The sequence below is a fragment of the Phaeodactylibacter xiamenensis genome (assembly GCF_965229835.1).
Taxonomy (GTDB): Bacteria; Bacteroidota; Bacteroidia; order Chitinophagales; family Saprospiraceae; genus Phaeodactylibacter; species Phaeodactylibacter xiamenensis.
Genome location: NZ_OZ245931.1, coordinates 3,750,370 through 3,769,583, shown reverse-complemented (window position 1 = coordinate 3,769,583; position 19,214 = coordinate 3,750,370). Strand labels below are relative to the sequence as shown.

Below are 19,214 nucleotides of genomic sequence, written 5' to 3'. Positions count from 1 at the left end.
ATCGGTTACCAAATCCCCGAAAACAAAGCACATGAGCAAACTTAAAGTCCGCAGTGGTAAAGGTGAACTCACCCTCAAAAAAAGTAAAGCCCTGGTGGGGCTGCGCACCGCTGAAGAAAAAGCAACCGAAGACCAGCCTTTCGTCAAAAAGGAAGTCCACCAGAACCTGGGCGGTTTCAAAATCGTAAGCCTGAATGCAGAAGGGCAGAATATTGATCAGAAACTGGACGCAGTGCGTACCCGCGATGAAGTAGCCGTAGGCACTCATGTATACTACGCTGAGGGCAGTGACAAGCCTCTTGTTGCTACAGGTGAGCTGTTTATTACCTTTGAAGAGGGCGTGGATGAAGAAGAGCAGGGCATTGTACTGGAAGAGTACAAGCTGGAGCTCGTCGAACGGCGGGACCAACAGCAAATCGTTGCCCGGGTAACAGCAAACTCCCCCAATCCGCTGAAAGTCGCTCATTTGCTGCAGGAAATATCTATGGTGAAGGTCGCTGAGCCTGACCTGGACACGCTGCTCGATGAGTACGAATACCATGAGCCCAACGATGATTTGGTCACTCAGCAGTGGCATTTGCGCAATCGTGGTTACATTCCTGGTGCCAACTACCGCCTGCGGCAGGGGGCTGATGCGAAAGTGTTTGATGCCTGGCGCAGGCTCGATGGCATGGGCTCTGACCGCATTACCATCGCCATTATTGATAATGGCTTTGACGTCAACCATCCGGATTTGAGGACTAAATTATTCCGGCCTTTTGACCTGTGGACCGGTTCTTCCAACATGACGATGGGCGATGCCCGGTTTACACACGGTACGCCCTGTGCAAGTGTTGCCCTTGCGGTAAGCAATGGTCGGGGCATCGTAGGCGCAGCACCGGAATCCCGGTTTATGCCGGTCAATGGCACTTCATTCAGTAACCGGGCTACGGAACAGATGTTTGACTATTGCATGCGCAATGGAGCAGACATCATCAGCTGCAGCTGGGGCACCACAGACCCTAAGTTCAGCCTGGGCAGCATTAAGGAACAGGCGATTGCGAAAGCCGCACGGCAGGGCCGTAATGGCAAGGGCTGCGTCATTCTGTATGCGGTAGGCAACGATGATAAAGATTACGTCAACTTTTATGCCGCGCACCCCGATGTCATCGCGGTGGCTGCCTCCACCAGTAAGGATACCCACGCCAGCTATTCCAACCGGGGGCGGGAAATTGATATTTGTGCACCTTCCAATGGCGATTGGCCAATCCTGGCTGCCCGGGCATCATGGGACCCCGGGCTGAGCTGGGAAACGGGCGTCTACAAGTATTACCGGGACGGGCGTGACCGGGGCCCGCACTACAAGCACTTTGGTGGCACTTCCAGTTCCACCCCTTTGGTTGCTGGTATTTGCGCCCTTATGCTTTCCGCCAATCCTGACCTTACAGCCCGGGAAGTCAAAGAAATCCTTCGCGCTACCGCAGATAAGATTGGCGCTCCATCCGAATACGTCAACGGGCGGTCTTTGAAATATGGCTACGGCAGGGTCAATGCCGATAAAGCAGTAGCAGAAGCCTTGCGCCGGCGTGACCGTCGCGAATCGTCTAATGTGGTGCCACAGCCCACACCAAAGCCTTCTCCCCGCCCAACCCCGTCTCCGTCGCCTGCTCCGTCGCCCTCCCGGGGGAGTGTAGCCCCGCAGGTTTCATCAGGGCAAGGGTTGTTCCGGTTTAAGGTTGCGCCTCAACCGGCTCGGGGCTGGGGGGTGCAGATTGGTGTATTTGGTGATTATGGCAATGTGCTGGTACAAGCAGAAAAGCTGGAGCGGCAGTTTGAGCAGCCCGTTATCGTCAACATCGCCGATCTCAATGGCAAAACGGTTTACAAAGTGATTGTGGGCGCTTTTGATAACTTTGATCAGGCCCGCCGGCTGAATGATCGCGTGAAATCAGAACTAGGACTGAGCACCTTCCCCGCAGACCTTTCAAAAATGGGATAAGATGAAAAATAAAGGGTTCCGGGCGTTGGCGATCCTGCTTGTGGTCGCAATGCCCCTCGCACTGTCGGCTCAACTTGCAGACAGCTGCCGCTTGCGTATTGGTACTAATCTGGCAGGGCCGGCAGACTGGGGCAGCGAATGGCCCTTTGCTGATATTATGAAGTACGGGCGTACCTGGATTACCCACAATGCCTATTGGGTAGACGGGGGCGCGAATGACTGGGACACCGATGTCCTTACCTACATTCCTCTGGATGAGCACGGCTATCCGTTGTCATTGCCGGTAGCGGATATACCTGGTACGGAAGCACCGCAGATCGTCCGGTCTGTTTGGGCAAATACGGAGGCACTGCCGGAAGGGGTATATGTTGTGCTGTACGAAGGTACAGGAGCCTTTGATTTTTGGGGTGATGCCGAAGTGATCACCGCTGTACCTGGCCGGATAGAGGTTGAAGTCACCCCTGGTATAGCTGATATTATGGCCATGGAGCTAATGTCATCAGCAGCAAACGACCCCGTAAGTAATATCCGCTTTTTGCTGCCCGGCACTGAAGCAACCTATACAGATCAGCCCTGGTCAGAAGCCTGGTTGAGCAAACTGGAGCCGTTCAACGCGCTAAGGTTTATGGACTGGGGGCATACCAACAGCTCGCCCCTTCAGCACTGGGCTGACCGCCCGCAAATAGACGACTACACCTATACGCCTCACGGTATCCCCTATGAGTGGTGGGCCGAAATCTGCAACCTGAAGCAGGCAGATGCATGGGTGTGCATCCCCCACGCTGCTGATGAAGACTATATCCGTCAAATGGCGAGGTTATTCCGGGATGAACTGGACCCCGGCCTCACTATCTATGTGGAATACTCCAATGAAATCTGGAACTGGATCTTCGAACAGACCCACTACTGCCATGACAATGGTGATCAGGAGGTGCCCTGGCCGGAGCGGATCGTCCCCTTTGTACAAAACGCTCTGGATATCTGGACAGAGGAGTTTGAAGGGCAGGAAGACCGGCTCGTGCGGGTGGTGGGCGTACAGCTGTCATGGCAGGACGTAAGCAACCGCATCGTATTCAATATGGAGCCCGGTAGCTTTGATGCCTTTGCACCAGCTGCCTATTTTGGCTTTTCAGATGAAGGCATTGCGGCTTTGGAATCATTGGGGGCAGCGGCCTCAGCGGGGGATGTCCTGGATTGGGCGCGTGATGGGATGCTGGGCAGGGCTGTTCCATGGGTGAAGGCACAACAGGCGTCTATCGCAGACGAACTGGGCATCCCCATGCTTTTCTACGAGGGCGGCCAGCACCTGACGCCACAGCCCTTTGGCTCTGAGCAACCTTACAATCCGGCATTAGTTGACGCACAGTCCCACCCGGGTATGTACGATCTGTACCAGGAATGGTATGATTCGCTGCGTACGTTGTCTGTTGGCCCGGACCCCACGTTGCTTATGAACTTTTCCTTCATTGGCCCTACTAGCGGGCGGTACGGGAGCTGGGGGTTGCTGACGAGTCAGTTTTATCAGGATGCGCCCTATGAGGATGCGCCCAAGTACCGGGCGGTCCTTGACAATATTTTTGATTGTACACCGGCAGTCGCTACCGAGGAGCCTTCATTTCAGTTTTCGGTAAAAGCATTTCCCAACCCGGCAGGAGAATGGTTCTACCTGTCTGCAGGGGTGCCATTCAAAAATACCGGGCAGGTGGCCATCTACAACAGTCTTGGGCAGTGCGTACAGCAGGGCATTTGGCCGGCTGGGCAAAGTCAGTTGCAATGGCAGTGGGGGGCACTCCCTCCCGGCTGGTACGTAGTGGTGGTGCAGGAAGGGGCACAACGCTGGCAGTCCACTGTACTCAGGCAATAACGCATACGCCGCCTGCAGCAAACAGGCTACAGGCGGCGTACGCTTTAACGTCTTTTGGGATCGTGTTTAATTGCTGCCCAGTGGCTTACTGCCTTTCGACGGAGCGTCCGGGTTAAGCCCCTGAAAAGTATTCAGCCCACATTCCAGGAATTCAGCATAATCCTGAACGCCCTCCTTATAGCCGCGGGGTGGGGCAAGGACTTGCTCGTCCGGGCTCATCATGACGTAGAGCGGCTGAGAGTTCTGCTCAAAATTGACGATCTGGAAGTCTGCCCATAGGTTGCCCACATTGCGCAGCTTCTCCTGGCGAGGGATAGACAGGAGGGTTTCCTCCAGTTCCTTCCGGTCATCCACATAAAGTGAAATGAGCACAAAGTCCTGCTCCAGTTTGTCCTTGACGACATCTTCCACCCAGATGTGCTCTTCGGTCTTACGGCAGTTGACACAGCCATAGCCGGTGAAGTCAAGCAGAATAGGCATATCATTCTCTTTGGCGTAAGCCACGCCCTCTTCGTAGTTTTTGAAGCAGTCCAGGTCATTGGCACACTTCGTAAAGGAAGGGTACTTGGCCTTGATACTTTCGTCTGCCTCTCCTTTGGCCAGCAGGATGTTGTAATTGGCAGGAGGCGCCAGGCCGCTCATAAGCTTCAGGGCATTGTAGCTCTTAGTATCTTCGTTGTACATGAAGCCGGTGACGAGGTATATGGTGAAGGCCAGCGACAAGGCGGCAAAGCCACCTCGGGTGGGCGATAATTTCTTAACAGGGCTGTCGTGCGGGAATTTGATCCAGCCAAAGAGATAGGCTGTCATGGCTGCGAAGACCAAAATCCATGCGCCCAGGAATACCTCGTAGGGCAGAATGCCCCAGTGCATCGTCATATCCGCAACCGAGAGGAACTTGAGGGCCAGTGCCAGCTCCAGGAAGCCCAGGACTACTTTCACCGAGTTCATCCAGCCGCCCGAGCGGGGCAGCGAATTGAGCCAGCCGGGGAAAGCCGCGAAAAGTGCAAACGGCAGTGCCAGCGCTGTGGAAAAGCCGAGCATCACCACAAATGGGCCGAGGCTGCTGGTAGCCGATTGTACCAGGGCCGAACCAATGATTGGGCCGGTGCAGGAGAAGGAAACGAGAGCCAGGGTAAAGGCCATAAAGAAAATGCCAATCAGCCCGCCGCGGTCCGCCATGGCGTCACTCTTATTAGCCCAGGAACTGGGCAGGGTGATCTCGTAATACCCAAAGAAAGAAAAGGCAAAGAATAAAAAGATTACGAAGAATAAAGTATTGGCAATCCAGTTGGTCGACAAGGCATTCAGTGCGGTGGCACCGAAAATCCCAGTAATGAGCAAGCCAATAGCCACATAAATCACGATAATAGACAAGCCATAAATCAGTGCATTGCGTACGCCTGCGGCCTTATCCTGAGAACTCTTGGTGAAAAAGCTCACCGTAAGCGGGATCATAGGGAAGACACAGGGCGTCAGCAGAGCTAAAAGGCCACCTGCAAAGCCGAGGACGAAAGTCCAGAGCAGGCTGCTTTCTTCGTCGCTTTGGGCTTCCTTGCCACAGGTTGCTACCGGTGATTTGTGTGTTTCGCGTATGGCAGGCACCGTTTGGTCAATCGCTTTGAGCCCGCTGGCCGGGTCTACCTGTACGATCCCCCCTGCACCGGCTGCCAGGTTGATGGCAAAGTCCACATCGGCAGGGATGCACTCGGCATCATTGCAGGTCATATAAGTCAGATAACCGGTTACAGGCTGAGTGGGGTCCATCGCAACCAGCTGCTGAGTGAAAACCGCGGGGCTTTCTACAAATTTCGTCACTTCTACCTTGAAAACCGGGTCCATTCCTGTTTTAGTCTTTCCGGATTCGGAAATGGCGCCCACCAACTGATACTCGTCGCTGTCTTCAAAGTTGAAAGTGGTTGGCAACGGGCCGTCATCAGGATTGGTATGGACGGAATAAATCGTCCAGCCCGCTTCGATATCGGCGGTGAAGGTCACTTCGTAGAGGCTATCCTGTAAGAGCTTGCTGCTAAAGGACCACTGCACCGGCTCCTTCATACCCGATGAGGCGCCTGCATCGCTGACCAGTGCATCTTCTGTACCGGAGATGGAAAATTTCGGGGCTGTTTCAGCTGTTGTTTCATCAGTAGCCGGCGCTGTTTCGGTTTGCGCAGACTTGGGCTCTGCCGTTACTGGAGCGCTTGCGGTGGGTTTCAGGCTAAAGCTGAAGTCCTCTGCGGATGGTGGCAGGCATTTCTCTGCGTCACAAGCCATGCATTCCACATAGCCAGTAATGGGCTTCCCGAAGTCACTGACCCTGACCCGCTGCGTGAAGGTGGCATATTTCTTAAAGTAGGCCACCGTGATGTTGTCAAACAAAGGCTCAAGCGCTTCCTGACGGTTGTCAGACTCCTTTAGCTTGCCGATGGTCTCAAAATGATCGCCCTCGTCAAAGTAGATGCCGGTAGGGACCGGGCCGAAGACGTCATCGCCGTAAGACTGAAAAGGGGAGTAGGTCTTCCAGCCATCAGCAATATTGGCTTTGAAGACCAGGTCATAGGTGTTCTCACCGGCAGGCTTGGCTTCGAACGACCAGGTAACCGGCGTTTCAACCTGCCCCATCAGCAGGCTTGCCAGGAAAAGTATCGGAAGGAGCAGAAGCGTTTTTTTCATGACTTACGTTTAGCTTTGCAAGATTAACAAGGTGTGCGGGAGGTCAGTTGAAGCGCAAAGATAATAACCTTTAGCAGCTTAAATTGTGATCTGGAGTACAATGCCCTGCTTCGGTCACCCGCGGAACGAAAACGCAAAGGGTATTTCTGTAGGGGGCAGGCATTGCTCATCGTCACAGGTCATAAATTCGATATAACCACTGACGACTTTTGTCTTCTCGGAAATGACGGCTCTTTGAGTAAAAACGACTTCATTTTTGAATTTCCGGACGTTCATTTGAAAGAGCTCATCCATGCCTTCGATTACCGGGCCGGCTTCCTTGGTCTTACCAATCAGTTGTAAGCCCTCTGCCGGGTCAAATGCAATGGTGGTGGGAATGGGGCCGCCCTCTTCCAGGTCCTGTGCATAGAGGTACCATCCCTTTTGGATTGCGGCAGTAAAGGTCAGGTCAAAGGTGGTATCATTGACCATTTTGGCCTCGAATGCCCAGTTTACTGGCTGGAGCATATCTTGCTGTGCTGTAAGCTGTACTGTTCCCCATCCAAGGAGCAAACACAAAAGGAGGTATTTCATAGTCTGGCTTTGTATTATGATGAATACGGTAAATTTACACGCTACCATGCTAAGTTACTGAAGCTCAGCAAGGCAATAATAAAAGTTTAACAGTTGAGGAGGGTCCGGGAAGAGGGAGGCCTTGATGTGGGCTGCTGCTATGTGGAATGACATACGGCGGTGGCTGTTTTTGCATCAGTAAAGGGGACTGTATTTGCGCGCTCCAAACCGCACAAGAGAGCTACAGATCCGGGAAAATCATAGGCTGGAACTGCAGGGCCAGAGCAATCACGAGTAACAGGAGGTGCAGGACTTCGGCCATGCGGCCAGGCATACGCACAAAGTTGAGGGAGAGCAGCAGTCCGATAGGCGCTGCTGTAATCAGCAAGTGGTCAAGTTGGATGTCGGCCTGAAAGACCAGGCTCAGCGTAGTAATAATCAGGCCCCAGTATACGATGCTGATCTTGCGTTGCACTTCAATATTTTGCTTCAGCATATAGCTGCGGTGGCTGAACAGCACCACAAGCACCAATGCGCTCATAATGCCAAGGTCACGATATACCCGTACCGGCGAGGCTGCTACATAGCTTAGCCACTCGAATCCATCGGTTAGTATTTGGGCATAAGCTGGGTACCAGCCGTTCCAAAAAGCCCATACACCGCCCAGGAATACCGGGATGAACAAACCGGAAAGCGCCATCAGGCGCTCTCTTATCTTGAACGCGCGCAGAATATTGAGCCCCGTAAATCCGAACAGCAACAAAAGTATAAGGGAAGGATAAAAAAGAAATCCTACACCGGACCAAAGCCCAATATTGAAAATCCGGTCGGCGACCATGTTCTTTTTGTAAGTGGCAAAAACTTCTCCCATTACAATCAGGAAAAAAGTATTGCCCATTAAAACCGGTGATAGGTAGTGAAAGGAAGGGAGCAAGCTGCAGATCAGCACATAGAAAACGCCAGGAAACAAACTGACTTCACTGGCCAGCCGGTGCTCCATGACCATGTAATTCAGATAAAAGCCCTGTAGCAACAACAGCACCATCGCCACAATAGATGGTAACTGCCCACTGTGACCGATCCAGTCATAAATCCAGATGGAGAAAGGACCGGCACCGTGAGGCGCCATATCAACAGGCACAAAGAATACAGAGCCTCGCACAAGCAGGATGTAAAATGCGAGCAGTACACTCGCCATAAGCTGGTTGGATCTGAATATGGCTAACACAGCAATTCGTTCTGTTGATGCTCAAATGTACCGAATTCAACCTAATGGAAAAAACGAAAACTAAGTCTCCTGCCTGCGAACTAAGATAAATCGATGGATTATTGGGGGCAAATGATTTTTTTTAAAACTACGCCGGGTTTCAAAGTGCTGATTGTCAGAATTTTAGATAGAAACGAGGTAAAAAAATAAAAAAAGTGCCTTTTCATTTGTGGAAAATCGGCGCGCCTTTACTCTTATCTGCAAAACCATTAAGAAAGCATTTAGACCTTGTATAACCCCAAGGACTCACTTATCAATCCCTACAAATTTTGAGAGAGAGTAACCCCAAAAAACTAAATCTCTCCAGATTCGTTCTCAATTTGCTAAACCCGGCGCCAAAGCCGGGTTTTTTTGTTGGCGTTTATAGGTGCAGGCTTTTTAAAAACCGTAGCGATTGTTCGACCAATTCCCGGCTATGGGCAGGTAAGGCATCTTTTTCAAACGGGTGCTGTCCGCCAAAGACGTGGTCTGCGCCCTCGATCAGGTGCAGCCGGGCATCTGTTTTGCCCTCTTTCAGTGCCTCCGCAGCCGAGGCGGGAACTGCCGGGTCTGCTGTGCCGTGCAGAATCAGCATGGGGATGTCCAGCCGCTGAAGGGCCCGCTTTACATCCATAGCTTCCTCCCGGGCTTTGTAGTCGCGGTACATTTGAAAATAGATGGGCATTTGTTGCCCGGTCCGCCCATTGACCACTACATATTGCCCGTCTACTTCCCACTGCGCAATCATGTCCGGTGTTTTCCAGGCATAATCCAGGCTGGCAACCGAAGCCCAGGTCAGCAGGCTCGAAATCCGCTCATCCTGGGAGGCGTAAATGATTGAAATTGCACCTCCCCGGCTATGACCGATCAGGTGAATGCGCCCAAGGTCGGCTTCTTCAGCGGGCAGCCTTTCATCACCGTGGTGCAGCCAGGTGAGTACGGCCTGCAGGTCATTCAGCTCTTTGGAATAGTTATTCTGCCCGAATGCTTCCAGGTCAGCAAAGTCGGTTGGCGCAGCCAGCGTCGTGCCGTTGTGCGAAAAGTTGAATTTGATAAAAACAAAACCGGCTTCCGCAAACTGCCGGGCAATAAGGTCCCAGTGGCCCCAGTCCTTGAAGCCTTTAAAGCCGTGGGCGAACAGCACAATAGGCTTGGGCTGGCTGCTTGGCACGTAGTACGCATCAAGGAGGAACGGGCGGGCAGCTGCCCCGGTGAGTTGCAGATTGCGGAGGATTTGCATGGAAGTTTTACAGAGGAAACAAAACAGAGGGGGGCGTTGGTTCAATAGTTGGGAAACTCCAAATTTGACGGGAGGATTGCGGGAATAAAAATGAGAAATGCTCCAAAGCGAAATTTCGGGTAGTAGTTTTAGATCTTATCTTTTAACTAAACTACTTACTGAATGAACCTTAGACGTTTCTACTTATTGTTTGCGCTCTTATTTGGAGGAATCCTTACTAACGCTAATGCCCAATGCTCTGTCGGAGCATTACTCACCAACGGATCTATTACAATTACCTGCGATGAGAACGACTTTTTTGACCTGGAGTTAGATGGTACAAGTACCATTCCTGCGACAGGCGGATTAGGTTGGGAGTTCTCCGATGCTCTTGGTGGCACAGGTGGGCTTGCCGGTGGTTTTACGATTACCAACTCAAGCACACCCAATTCTTTTGATGCCAGCCTTAATGGCATCATGCCCGCCAATAACCTGAATAACCTTTCCGGGACATGGGTGGTTAAAGGCGTGGTGTATGAAGATGCCGGCGATCCGCTGAATACCGTTTGTGCAACGACTACTGATTCGTTGATCATAGATTTTCTAAGTGAGGAAAGCCCGGTGATTACAAGCCTGGTTGATAACGAAGATGGCTCTGCTACCGTTGAGGCTAGTGGTGGAACGGAACCTTACACCTATCTCTGGTCTGATGGGCAGACCACTGCTACCGCTACCGGGCTTACAGATGCTGTATATACCGTTACTGTTACGGGCGCTAATGGTTGTACAACTACAGGAGAGGTAGCCGTTGGGAATGCTGTTACCTGTCAGGTAGGCGTATTAACTACTGCCGGGGAAGTATCAATATGTACTGCGGATGGCACCTTTGATGTTGCTACTGATGGTACAGAAACGATTCCTTCGTCCGGCGGGTTTGGCTGGGTATTCTACAATGCGCTCGGCGGCACAGGAGCGCTCGGCGGTGATTTTATCCTGACCAATTCACCTGCCAGCGCTGCCTATGATGCGGATCTTAACGGGGTGCTAAGTGGCAACAACTTCCCGGCATTTAGCGGTACCTGGGTCATTAAAGGCGCTGTCTATGAGGATGCGGGCAATGCTTTCAACTCGATTTGTTCCCTTACTTCAGACTCTCTGATTGTTAATTTCGGAGGTACGATAGCTATTCTGGAATTGGTGGATAACGGTGATGGCTCTGCTACGGTAACTGCAGAAGGTGGCACGCCACCATACACCTACATGTGGTCAGATGGGCAGGAAGGCCAAACGGCTGTGGGCCTGGAAGAGGGTTCATATACTGTCACCGTAACTGACGCAGATGGTTGCAGTGCTTCTGAAAGTATTTCCATTGGAGGAGGTGCAGAACCTTGCCTGGACTGGATGGAGCCTAATCCGGGAGAAGGCTGGATTGACTTTAATTCCAACTTTGGAGGTGCTCCCTGTGACGATGGGAGTGGGTGTCCTTTCAACGAGATCACAGACTTTGAAGTGTTTGCATCGGAAGCGTACTCTGTAGATGGTTTCCAGGAAGGCGGAACGTACACCTTTAGCATGTGTAATGGCCCGGGTGCCGGAAGCTGGGTACCTGAGTTTACGATTATCGCGCCCAGTGGCGAAGTGGACGCCTTCGGTGCTGGTGACGGCGATGCCTGCTCCATCACCTGGACGGCATCAGAAAGCGGTACTTACCTGATCGTAATCAACGAAGCCGGCAGTTGCGGTGGCGGCGACAATATCGCCACAAGCAATGGCTTCCCTGCGCTGACTTGTACTGGCGGCCCTGAAGTGGCTTGCCCTGTAATTTCCTGCGCCGTGGGTGAGCTGGCCACTACCGGTGAAACAGTAGTTTGTGGTCCGGAAGGGACTTTTACTATCGAAACTGACGGTACAGATACTATTCCTGAAACTGGTGGTTTTGGCTGGCAACTTAGCGATGCTCTGGGCGGTACCGGGGGCTTGGCTGGCGGATTTACCCTGACCGGCTCTAACCCAAGCTCTACTTTTGATGCCGACCTGAACGGAGTTATGAGCAGTAACAATCTGGACCCGCTTGGCGGCACCTGGGTATTTTACGGAGTGGTCTACACCGATGCTGATAACGCTACAGGAACCATTTGCGGAACAACAACCGATTCACTCATCGTAACCTTTAATCCTGAGTTGCTGGCTTCCGCAGTGGATAATGAAGATGGGACAGCAACGGTAACCGCAGAAGGTGGCACGCCTCCATATGCTTACGAGTGGAGTGATGGACAAACGACTGCTACGGCTACCGGACTGATGGAAGGCGTGGCTTCTGTTACCGTAACCGATTCTAATGGCTGCACCGCTGTAACAGAAGTGGAAGTCATTTCCAGTGTTGGTGTGATTAAAGGGTTGAATAGCCTCTATCTGGGTCCGAACCCAACGAATGGGCAGCTGACAGTTCAGTTGGAACTGGATCAGCCAAAGGTACTGCGTTTGGAAGTAGTCAATACGCAGGGGCAAATTGTTCAGCGTGTTCAGGCAGGCAAAAATGCAGTGCTGAACCATAGCTTTGACTTCAGCAACCGCGCAGATGGTCTTTACTTTATCCGCATTATCGCGGGTGATGATGAGGTGACTCGACGGATAGTCGTCACGAAATAAGGAATGAAAATTTAGTTTAAAGCTGTAAAGAGAGCGGCTGTATCAATGATGTATTGGTACAGCCGTTTTCTGTTGTGGGGTCAGTTGAGGGAAAAAGCAGGTGTAGCTTCAGCCGTATTGAAAGAAGTCAGCTGATTGATTTCCACTTGCATGAAGGGCGTGAGCGGGAAGTCCGACAGCATTTCGAGCACCTCCATTTCGGAGTTGGCATTAAAGATAGCCCAGAGCTTGGCACTTTCCAGAGCCAGGGCATAGTTCACCAGGGAGCCTTCCGACAGGTAGCGGTCCACCACAGCCCGCTGATAGGGGATGAGGTCTGTAAATTCGGTGGAGAGTTCCTCCGGGAGCGTAAAGTCTACCATGAACTGACTGGTCGGATTGATCATGCCACTTTTTTTGCAAACATACTCAAATTCAGAGGCTTTGTGTGCCGGATGAGGCTGAAACCCGCTCGCTTTGCGTTCAATCTGACAATTCTGATCCCGTAGAATGTGCTATATTCGGCCCATGGTAGCACGTGTGATGATAGAACCTTACAGCGCTGACTGGGCAGTGGCTTTCCAGCAGGAGCAGGGGCGTTTGGAATCCTGTCTTACTGTTTGGTCGCCCGAAGTGCAGCACATCGGTAGCACAGCAGTGGAAGGGCTGGGTGGGAAGCCCGTCATTGACATCATGGTGGGCTTTTCGGATGAAGAAAGCCTAAGTGCTGCCGTGGATCCACTTTTGAAAGCAGGTTACTGTTATTATCCCTGTTTTGAGGAGCCTCCTTTCCGCGACCGGCGCTTCCTGGCCCGGTTGCAGGATTTTCCGGCTACTGTTTTTGAAAGCCCGGAGGACTTCCCTGACCGGGTTGCCCATCCGCCTGTTTTCCATCTTCATCTGCTACGGCACGGCTCTCCTTTCTGGAAACGGCACCTGGCCTTTCGTGATTACCTGCGGCGGCACCCGATCACCCGCGACGCTTACTACCGCATGAAAGTCAAGCTGGCCAAGGGCGTTTGGGAAAGCCATAACGATTACGCCAAAGCCAAAACCGCGTTTATCCGCCGGGTGGAGCGCCTGGCGGAGCTGGAGGGCTGAAGCTATTCAGGAACCTGACTTTAGCGATGCTTTTTCCTTGCACATCAGGCGGTAATTTTGCATTTTTCCTCAAAAAACGATGCGCCCCTTCTTTCTGCTCTGCTTTTGCAGCTGTTTTGGATTTCTTTTTGGGCAGGATTTTACGCCCAAGTATGAATATTTCCATGGCAATAACCTCCGTTTCAGCGTAAGCTCGGATGGGCGGCTTTTTCACGGAGGCAGGGAAGGCGATTTGAGGCTCGACTACCTGGAAGACCGGGGCGATTACGCCAGTAGCCTGCAATTTACCGGGCTTTGGATGGGAGCGCTTAATGCGGTTGGCGCGCTGTACACCACCGTCCATATGGAGGATGACGAGGAAAACGGCTTCTGGCCGGGCATTGCTTTTTCCAACCTTAAAGGAGCAATGCAAGACTCCATCCTGGAAGGCACCAACAACGTTTGGCGGGTCACCCGCGCCGAAATCCTTAAACATCAGCGCGACTATGCGGACAATGGTAGGATTGATGACCCGCAGCCTGCCATTTATGCCTGGCCAGGGGCACGCAACCCTCATTTCGGGCCCTATAACAACAATACAACAGGGCTGCCTGCCGAATTACTTGGACTGGCGCCCTTCTGGGATGAAGATGCCGATGGGGTCTACAATCCGGATAATGGGGATCACCCGGTACACGATGAGTCTACATTATGTGGAACAATAAGGATCATGCCTGACGAAATTTTCTGGGTACCTTTTCATAATTTCAAGCCTGCTGCCTTTCTTAACGAAGGCTACAGCGGGCTACAGTTTTATCTGACCGGCACGATTTACTACTGTGGCCGTAACCGCTTTGCTGAAGGAGCCAGGATTGCAGAGATGAGCCATACGGTCTTTCTCGATTACAGGTTCCAGCACAAGGGGCTTACGCCATTGGATTCCATGTACATCGGGCTGTTCATGGATCATGATCCGCAGTGTGGCCCCGGAGGTTACCTGGGCTCCAAGCCGGAACAGGAACTATTGTATTTTTATAATACCCTGCCCTCCTGGACCTTAGGCTGCGAGCTGACGGAGGCGGTAGGGTGTACCGTGGTAATCCCTCCGTTTAACAGAACGCATGCATCTAATGGTACGGATACCCTGGTTGAATCGCGCTTTCAAAACTTCATCCAACTGTTTCCGGAAGGAGAGGAGCCCACACCAGGGCAGCGTTTCCCGCAAAGTCCATTTGAGGTATACCGCTGCCTGAATGGGCAATGGCGAGACGGTACGCCCATAACTTACGGAGCACAAGGCTATGAGGCATCTGGGAATGTTGTAAATGCCATCTTCCCGGATTTTCCTGGCGAAGGGTCCGGGTGGTCTGAACTCGCAGTAGGCAATAGCCCCGGCCGAAGGATGGGGCTGATGACCGCCGGGCCATTACAGATCAATCCTTTTTTTGCAGGTCGTTTCAAAGTCGCGCTTCAGGTCAGCCGTCCCTACTTCGCGGACGAACCGCTTAATTTGTTTTTCGCAGATGGGGAGGCAATAAGCCACTGGGACGACTGCTTTCCGCCTATCTATCAGGGCTGCGTACAGGAAGACCTCACTCCTCCGGAACCAGAGGAGCCACCGGTTGAGCCTGCACTTTTTCTCTGGCCTAACCCAACCCGCTCCATCGTCACCCTCAATGCAAGGGGCATACCGATCTACTGGTACCGCATTTACAATACCAAAGGACAGCTGATGTACGCCAATGATGCACCGGATGAGGTGGAACAGGTGCCGGTAAGTGGCTGGCAGACCGGCGTGTATTTTGTGCAGGCCGGCTGGGGCGGCGAGGTGGTGACGCGGAAGCTGCTGGTGCGGTAGGGGGGGAGAAAAAAGTTGTTATTAGCGTTGCGGTGTCGCTGACTTTCCTGGAATTCCGGGATGGCTTTGATGTTTTGCCATTTTTGCAATGTTTTTCCTGAGAAAACTTTGAAAATATTTGGAAATATCGCGGGGGGGGGGATCTTGCATCTAATTGAATGAACATTGCGGCACAAAATTTCAGAATAGGGTCAGATCGATAAGTTTTATTGCCTGACCTGGAATGTAGTTTCTTTCTAATGAATGCACGCGCTGGCGCTTACTAAAACTGTATGAAGCGTGTTTTTTTTGGACTTTTTTAGGCATCAACCTGGCCCGTACGGGCCAGGTACATTAATTTTTGAACATGCGAAATTTTTTGATTTTACTCTGCTGTATGGCCGGATTTACCTCCAACCTATCCGCCCAAAAACACGATTACACCTGGCTGTTCAGTGAACAATACATCACTAGTAATGACTGGGGGGAAGCGTCTATGCTCGACTTTAATTCCAGCCCCCCTGCCATCACTGCTCCAGACAGTGTACAGATGATTTTTGGGGGTACCAATTTTACCATGAGCAATGCAGAAGGGGAACTGATTTTTTATACTAACGGGTGCGAAATACACAATGCCCAGCACCAGCTTATGGAAAATGGGGATGGAATTAATCCAGGTGATGTGCATGATGTTCATTGTGACGAAAGCCAACACTCTCCTGGCTATACAACCCCTTTTCAGGGTTCACTAGGTATTCCAATGCCAGCCAGTGATAGCATTTTTTATTTATTTCACATAAGGTCTGCTTACGACCCGGTAAACGGTCCTCCATATGGAGCGGACATTCAACTACTCTATACTGTCATTGATGTTTCCCAAAACTTTGGTAACGGAACTGTATACGAAAAAAACACAGTCTTGATAGATAATTTTGAAAGCTTTACTTCCTTAGGCGAAATCACAGCGGTCAAACATGCCAATGGACAAGACTGGTGGGTGGTATGCCCTGAAAAGGTAGGCAATAAGTACTATTTTTTTCTGCTCACTTCAGATGGGGTTGCTTTTAGCCACGAACAGGAAATAGGGCACGCTCAAACTGATTATTTTTGGGGGCAAACTGTTTTTTCACCCGATGGGTCTCAGTTTGCCTACTGTGTCAATAACGAAAATGACGGGGTCCGCCTTTTTGACTTTGACCGTAGCATAGGGCAGTTTAGCAATCCCAGATTCTTTCCAATGCCTGAGGATTATGGATGGCAAACAGGTACTGCTTTTTCGCCAAGTGGCCAGTACCTTTATGCCAGCATTAATCTAGAGCTGTACCAATTTGATCTTTGGTCCTCTGACATTGAAGCGAGCCGCATTCTCATAGACACTTACGATGGGTACGCGGACCCTATACCTACTCACTTTTCAAATATGCAATTAGGACCGGATTGTAGAATTTATGTCTTTTGCTCAAGTTGCACTACGATCCACGTAATCCATAATCCGGACGAAGGAGGAACAGACTGTAACTTCGAGCAGAACGCCATTCAGTTGCCCTTTGGCATGCGCCAGGCATCTAACTCTATTTACCCCAACTACCGCCTCGGGCCCATTGACAGTCCCGGTGAGCCCTGTGACCCTGGTATCGTTAATAGTTCCAATACCTTACTGCCCGCGAAAGGCATTTCCCTTTTCCCTAATCCTTCGTCAGGGGAGGCCATTCATCTTCAAACCGGCTGGACGGAAGCCAATACGGCAGAGGCCATACTGTTTAATGCCCTTGGGCAGCCAGTCTGGCAACGTACCCTTGAGCTCGCAGGCGGTAATGCCACTTTCCGGCTGGACCACTTGCCGGAAGGCTGGTATCAGTTGAGCCTCCGGGCGAAAGGGGAGCAAAACGTTATTCCGCTAATGATACAGCGGTAGGGCTTTTCTGAAAAACGAAGGCTCCAATTAGCGCTATGAAAGTACTTCACCCCTCCACCCGCTCAATCCGTGCACCCAGGGCTCTCAGCCGCGCATCAATCTGCTCATAGCCCCGGTCGATCTGATGGATGTTGTGGATGACGCTCTTGCCTTTTGCCGAAAGGGCCGCAATCAGCAGGGCTACCCCGGCACGGATATCCGGTGAGGACATTTCGATGCCCCGCAGCTGGTTTTTCCGCCCCAGCCCGATGACGGTAGCCCGGTGCGGGTCGCAGAGAATGATCTGCGCGCCCATGTCAATGAGTTTATCCACAAAAAACAGGCGGCTTTCAAACATCTTTTGGTGGATGAGCACGCTGCCCTTGGCCTGTGTGGCGATGACCAGCATAATGCTCATCAGGTCGGGCGTAAAGCCGGGCCAGGGGGCATCGTAGATGGTCATGATGGAGCCATCGATGAAGGTTTGTATCTCGTAGGTGTCCTGCTGCGGGATACGGATGTTGTCGCCTTCGAAGTCGAGCTTGATACCCATACGCCCGAAGGTAGTGGGGATGATACCAAGCTGATCTATCCGGGCATCTTTTATGGTGATGTCTGACTGAGTCATGGCGGCCAGGCCGATGAAGGAGCCAATCTCAATCATATCGGGCAGGAGACGGTGTTCGGTGCCTTTTAGTTCGTTTACCCCTTCTATCGTCAGTAGATTGGAGCCGATGCCTTCGATTTTGGCGCCCATTTGCACCAGCATGCGACAGAGTTGCTGCACGTAGGGCTCGCAGGCGGCATTGTAAATTTGTGTGGTTCCCTTAGCGAGGACGGCAGCCATCACTACGTTGGCGGTTCCTGTGACGGAAATCTCATCCATCAGCAAGTAGGTGCCTTTCAGCCCTTCCGGTGCGGTAACGGAGTACTGCCGTTTGTCAGCTTCGTAGTCGAAATGTGCGCCGAGCTTTTGGAGGCCGACGAAGTGGGTATCCAATCTGCGTCGGCCGATTTTGTCGCCGCCTGGTTGTGGGAGAAAAGCCTGTCCGTACCGGGCCAACAGTGGCGCAATAAGCATGACAGAGCCCCGGATGCGGCTGGCATCCCGGCGGAATTCCGGTGTTTCAAAGAAGCCAAGGTCTATAGCATCGGCCTGAAGCTGATAGGAGTGGGGGCTTTTTTGTTCCACCTTTACGCCCAGCCCGCGCAGCAGGTCGAGCAGGCGGTTGACATCAAGGATGTTGGGGAGATTGGAAAGAGTGACCGGGTCGATGGTCAGAAGGGTGGCACAAAGCACCTGAAGGGCTTCATTTTTGGCACCCTGTGGGGTGATGTTTCCGCTCAGTGGCAAACCACCGTGCACTTCGAAGGCATCGAAAGACATAGCGTTGTTTTGGTTTTACCGCAAAGGTAAGCCCAAAAAGGAGGAAAGTCGAATGTAAGAAGAGATTCCTGTTCCCGAAACAGTAATCATTTCGGGAACAGGACTGAGGTCATCTAGCGTTTGCTACGGCGGTAATTGCTGCGCCCTCCGCGGGAGCTGCCACCACCGGAACGCCCGCCTCTGGAGCGGCCACCACCGGACCGTTTGTTGTTGGAGCGGCGGCGGTTGTTGTTGGTGTTATTACTATTGGTGATGTTGTTGTTGCTGCCTTTAGCGAGGTTTTCGATATTCTCGTCCTCATCCATGGTCAGCTCGCCTTTAGACAAACCTTTAAGGTCAGACTTGATGACTTCATCACTAACATAGTGCTCCTTGTTCCAGGTGCGGTAGGCCAGCTTCATGTAAGAACCAATAGTAGCGACAAAGCCGTCCCGCTTGGGGCCTTCCGGCATTTCCTTTGCTTTTTTGATGAGCTCCTGCACGTTATGGCCATAGTGACGGTAGCGCGCTTCCCAAATCGGGTAAGGAACCTGTTCGGGGCGCTTGCGGTGCTCCTCTTCAGTAGGGGGCTCACCGTAGGGGTAATCTACATCAAGGTCGTATTCTGCAATGCGGTAGACGTGCTTCCAAAGGCGCTCGCGGTAATCTTCGATACTGCGGCTCTGCGGGTGCATCATCTGCATCATGTCGATGATCTTTTCGATGTGAGCCTGCCGCTCAGCTTTGTCCTCTAATGCCTTCGCATAGTGGATCATTTTCTGCACATTACGCCCGTATTCCGGGATGATGAGGTGCTCTCGGTTAGAGTTATACTCCATCCCGATTTTGTTCGGATCGTTCATAAAAATTCGTTGAC

13 protein-coding genes are annotated in these 19,214 nt (G+C 52.0%); 6 read left to right on the top strand and 7 right to left on the bottom strand.

The window, feature by feature from the left end:
* Positions 1–31 precede the first annotated feature (31 nt).
* Both ACO08I_RS14130 and ACO08I_RS14125 read left to right on the top strand, forming a co-directional pair.
* Entirely contained in the window at positions 32–1,978 is a 1,947-nt protein-coding gene (locus ACO08I_RS14130; protein ID WP_421949639.1) for a S8 family serine peptidase, read from the top strand.
* Position 1,979: 1 nt separating this feature from the next.
* On the top strand, positions 1,980–3,842 hold the full coding sequence (locus ACO08I_RS14125; RefSeq protein WP_421949638.1) for a T9SS type A sorting domain-containing protein: 1,863 nt from the start codon (positions 1,980–1,982) through the stop codon (positions 3,840–3,842).
* A gap of 66 nt (positions 3,843–3,908) precedes the next feature.
* Here the strand turns inward: ACO08I_RS14125 and ACO08I_RS14120 are convergent, their stop codons facing one another.
* The 4 genes from ACO08I_RS14120 to ACO08I_RS14105 form a co-directional block, all read right to left on the bottom strand.
* Positions 3,909–6,515 (bottom strand): protein-disulfide reductase DsbD family protein, encoded by a 2,607-nt coding sequence (locus tag ACO08I_RS14120; protein ID WP_421949637.1) that lies wholly within the window; start codon positions 6,513–6,515, stop codon positions 3,909–3,911.
* Positions 6,516–6,629: 114 nt separating this feature from the next.
* Positions 6,630–7,088, bottom strand: coding sequence for a protein-disulfide reductase DsbD domain-containing protein (locus tag ACO08I_RS14115; RefSeq protein ID WP_282777503.1), 459 nt, complete (start codon positions 7,086–7,088; stop codon positions 6,630–6,632).
* A 220-nt stretch (positions 7,089–7,308) separates the two neighbouring features.
* Positions 7,309–8,265, bottom strand: a complete 957-nt coding sequence (locus ACO08I_RS14110) for a hypothetical protein (protein WP_282777505.1) — start codon at positions 8,263–8,265, stop codon at positions 7,309–7,311.
* A gap of 430 nt (positions 8,266–8,695) precedes the next feature.
* Positions 8,696–9,553 carry an alpha/beta hydrolase family protein gene (locus ACO08I_RS14105; protein WP_421949636.1) on the bottom strand — a complete coding sequence of 286 codons (858 nt, stop codon included), beginning with the start codon at positions 9,551–9,553 and terminating at the stop codon, positions 8,696–8,698.
* Between the two features lie 162 nt (positions 9,554–9,715).
* Here ACO08I_RS14105 and ACO08I_RS14100 point away from each other — a divergent pair, with 162 nt between their 5' ends.
* Positions 9,716–12,181, top strand: a complete 2,466-nt coding sequence (locus ACO08I_RS14100; RefSeq protein WP_421949635.1) for a T9SS type A sorting domain-containing protein — start codon at positions 9,716–9,718, stop codon at positions 12,179–12,181.
* Positions 12,182–12,261: 80 nt separating this feature from the next.
* Here ACO08I_RS14100 and ACO08I_RS14095 read toward each other — a convergent pair whose 3' ends face one another.
* Positions 12,262–12,567: a muconolactone Delta-isomerase family protein gene (locus ACO08I_RS14095; protein WP_282779905.1), complete on the bottom strand. Its 306-nt coding sequence runs from the start codon at positions 12,565–12,567 to the stop codon at positions 12,262–12,264.
* Between the two features lie 121 nt (positions 12,568–12,688).
* Here ACO08I_RS14095 and ACO08I_RS14090 point away from each other — a divergent pair, with 121 nt between their 5' ends.
* From ACO08I_RS14090 to ACO08I_RS14080, 3 genes are all read left to right on the top strand, one after another.
* Positions 12,689–13,261, top strand: a complete 573-nt coding sequence (locus tag ACO08I_RS14090; protein WP_421949634.1) for a GrpB family protein — start codon at positions 12,689–12,691, stop codon at positions 13,259–13,261.
* A 79-nt stretch (positions 13,262–13,340) separates the two neighbouring features.
* The gene (locus ACO08I_RS14085) at positions 13,341–15,098 is read left to right on the top strand and encodes a T9SS type A sorting domain-containing protein (RefSeq protein ID WP_421949633.1); all 1,758 of its coding nucleotides are present in this window, start codon (positions 13,341–13,343) and stop codon (positions 15,096–15,098) included.
* 346 nt (positions 15,099–15,444) lie between these two features.
* Positions 15,445–16,992: a hypothetical protein gene (locus tag ACO08I_RS14080; protein WP_421949632.1), complete on the top strand. Its 1,548-nt coding sequence runs from the start codon at positions 15,445–15,447 to the stop codon at positions 16,990–16,992.
* A gap of 46 nt (positions 16,993–17,038) precedes the next feature.
* On the opposite strand, the gene murA is transcribed toward ACO08I_RS14080, so the two are convergent.
* Complete coding sequence (murA, locus tag ACO08I_RS14075) at positions 17,039–18,358, bottom strand: UDP-N-acetylglucosamine 1-carboxyvinyltransferase (protein WP_421949631.1); 1,320 nt, start codon at positions 18,356–18,358, stop codon at positions 17,039–17,041.
* Between the two features lie 113 nt (positions 18,359–18,471).
* Positions 18,472–19,200, bottom strand: a complete 729-nt coding sequence (locus ACO08I_RS14070) for a DUF4290 domain-containing protein (protein WP_282777776.1) — start codon at positions 19,198–19,200, stop codon at positions 18,472–18,474.
* Positions 19,201–19,214 lie beyond the last annotated feature (14 nt).

Excerpts from the sequence above, each read along its gene's own strand:
- ACO08I_RS14110 (WP_282777505.1), bottom strand. The coding sequence starts at position 8,265 with ATGGCGAGTGTACTGCTCGCATTTTACATCCTGCTTGTGCGAGGCTCT.
- ACO08I_RS14080 (WP_421949632.1), top strand. The coding sequence starts at position 15,445 with ATGCGAAATTTTTTGATTTTACTCTGCTGTATGGCCGGATTTACCTCC.
- ACO08I_RS14125 (WP_421949638.1), top strand. The coding sequence starts at position 1,980 with ATGAAAAATAAAGGGTTCCGGGCGTTGGCGATCCTGCTTGTGGTCGCA.
- ACO08I_RS14085 (WP_421949633.1), top strand. The coding sequence starts at position 13,341 with ATGCGCCCCTTCTTTCTGCTCTGCTTTTGCAGCTGTTTTGGATTTCTT.
- ACO08I_RS14100 (WP_421949635.1), top strand. The coding sequence starts at position 9,716 with ATGAACCTTAGACGTTTCTACTTATTGTTTGCGCTCTTATTTGGAGGA.
- ACO08I_RS14090 (WP_421949634.1), top strand. The coding sequence starts at position 12,689 with ATGGTAGCACGTGTGATGATAGAACCTTACAGCGCTGACTGGGCAGTG.
- ACO08I_RS14095 (WP_282779905.1), bottom strand. The coding sequence starts at position 12,567 with ATGATCAATCCGACCAGTCAGTTCATGGTAGACTTTACGCTCCCGGAG.
- ACO08I_RS14115 (WP_282777503.1), bottom strand. The coding sequence starts at position 7,088 with ATGAAATACCTCCTTTTGTGTTTGCTCCTTGGATGGGGAACAGTACAG.
- ACO08I_RS14070 (WP_282777776.1), bottom strand. The coding sequence starts at position 19,200 with ATGAACGATCCGAACAAAATCGGGATGGAGTATAACTCTAACCGAGAG.
- ACO08I_RS14105 (WP_421949636.1), bottom strand. The coding sequence starts at position 9,553 with ATGCAAATCCTCCGCAATCTGCAACTCACCGGGGCAGCTGCCCGCCCG.
- ACO08I_RS14120 (WP_421949637.1), bottom strand. The coding sequence starts at position 6,515 with ATGAAAAAAACGCTTCTGCTCCTTCCGATACTTTTCCTGGCAAGCCTG.
- ACO08I_RS14130 (WP_421949639.1), top strand. The coding sequence starts at position 32 with ATGAGCAAACTTAAAGTCCGCAGTGGTAAAGGTGAACTCACCCTCAAA.
- murA (WP_421949631.1), bottom strand. The coding sequence starts at position 18,358 with ATGTCTTTCGATGCCTTCGAAGTGCACGGTGGTTTGCCACTGAGCGGA.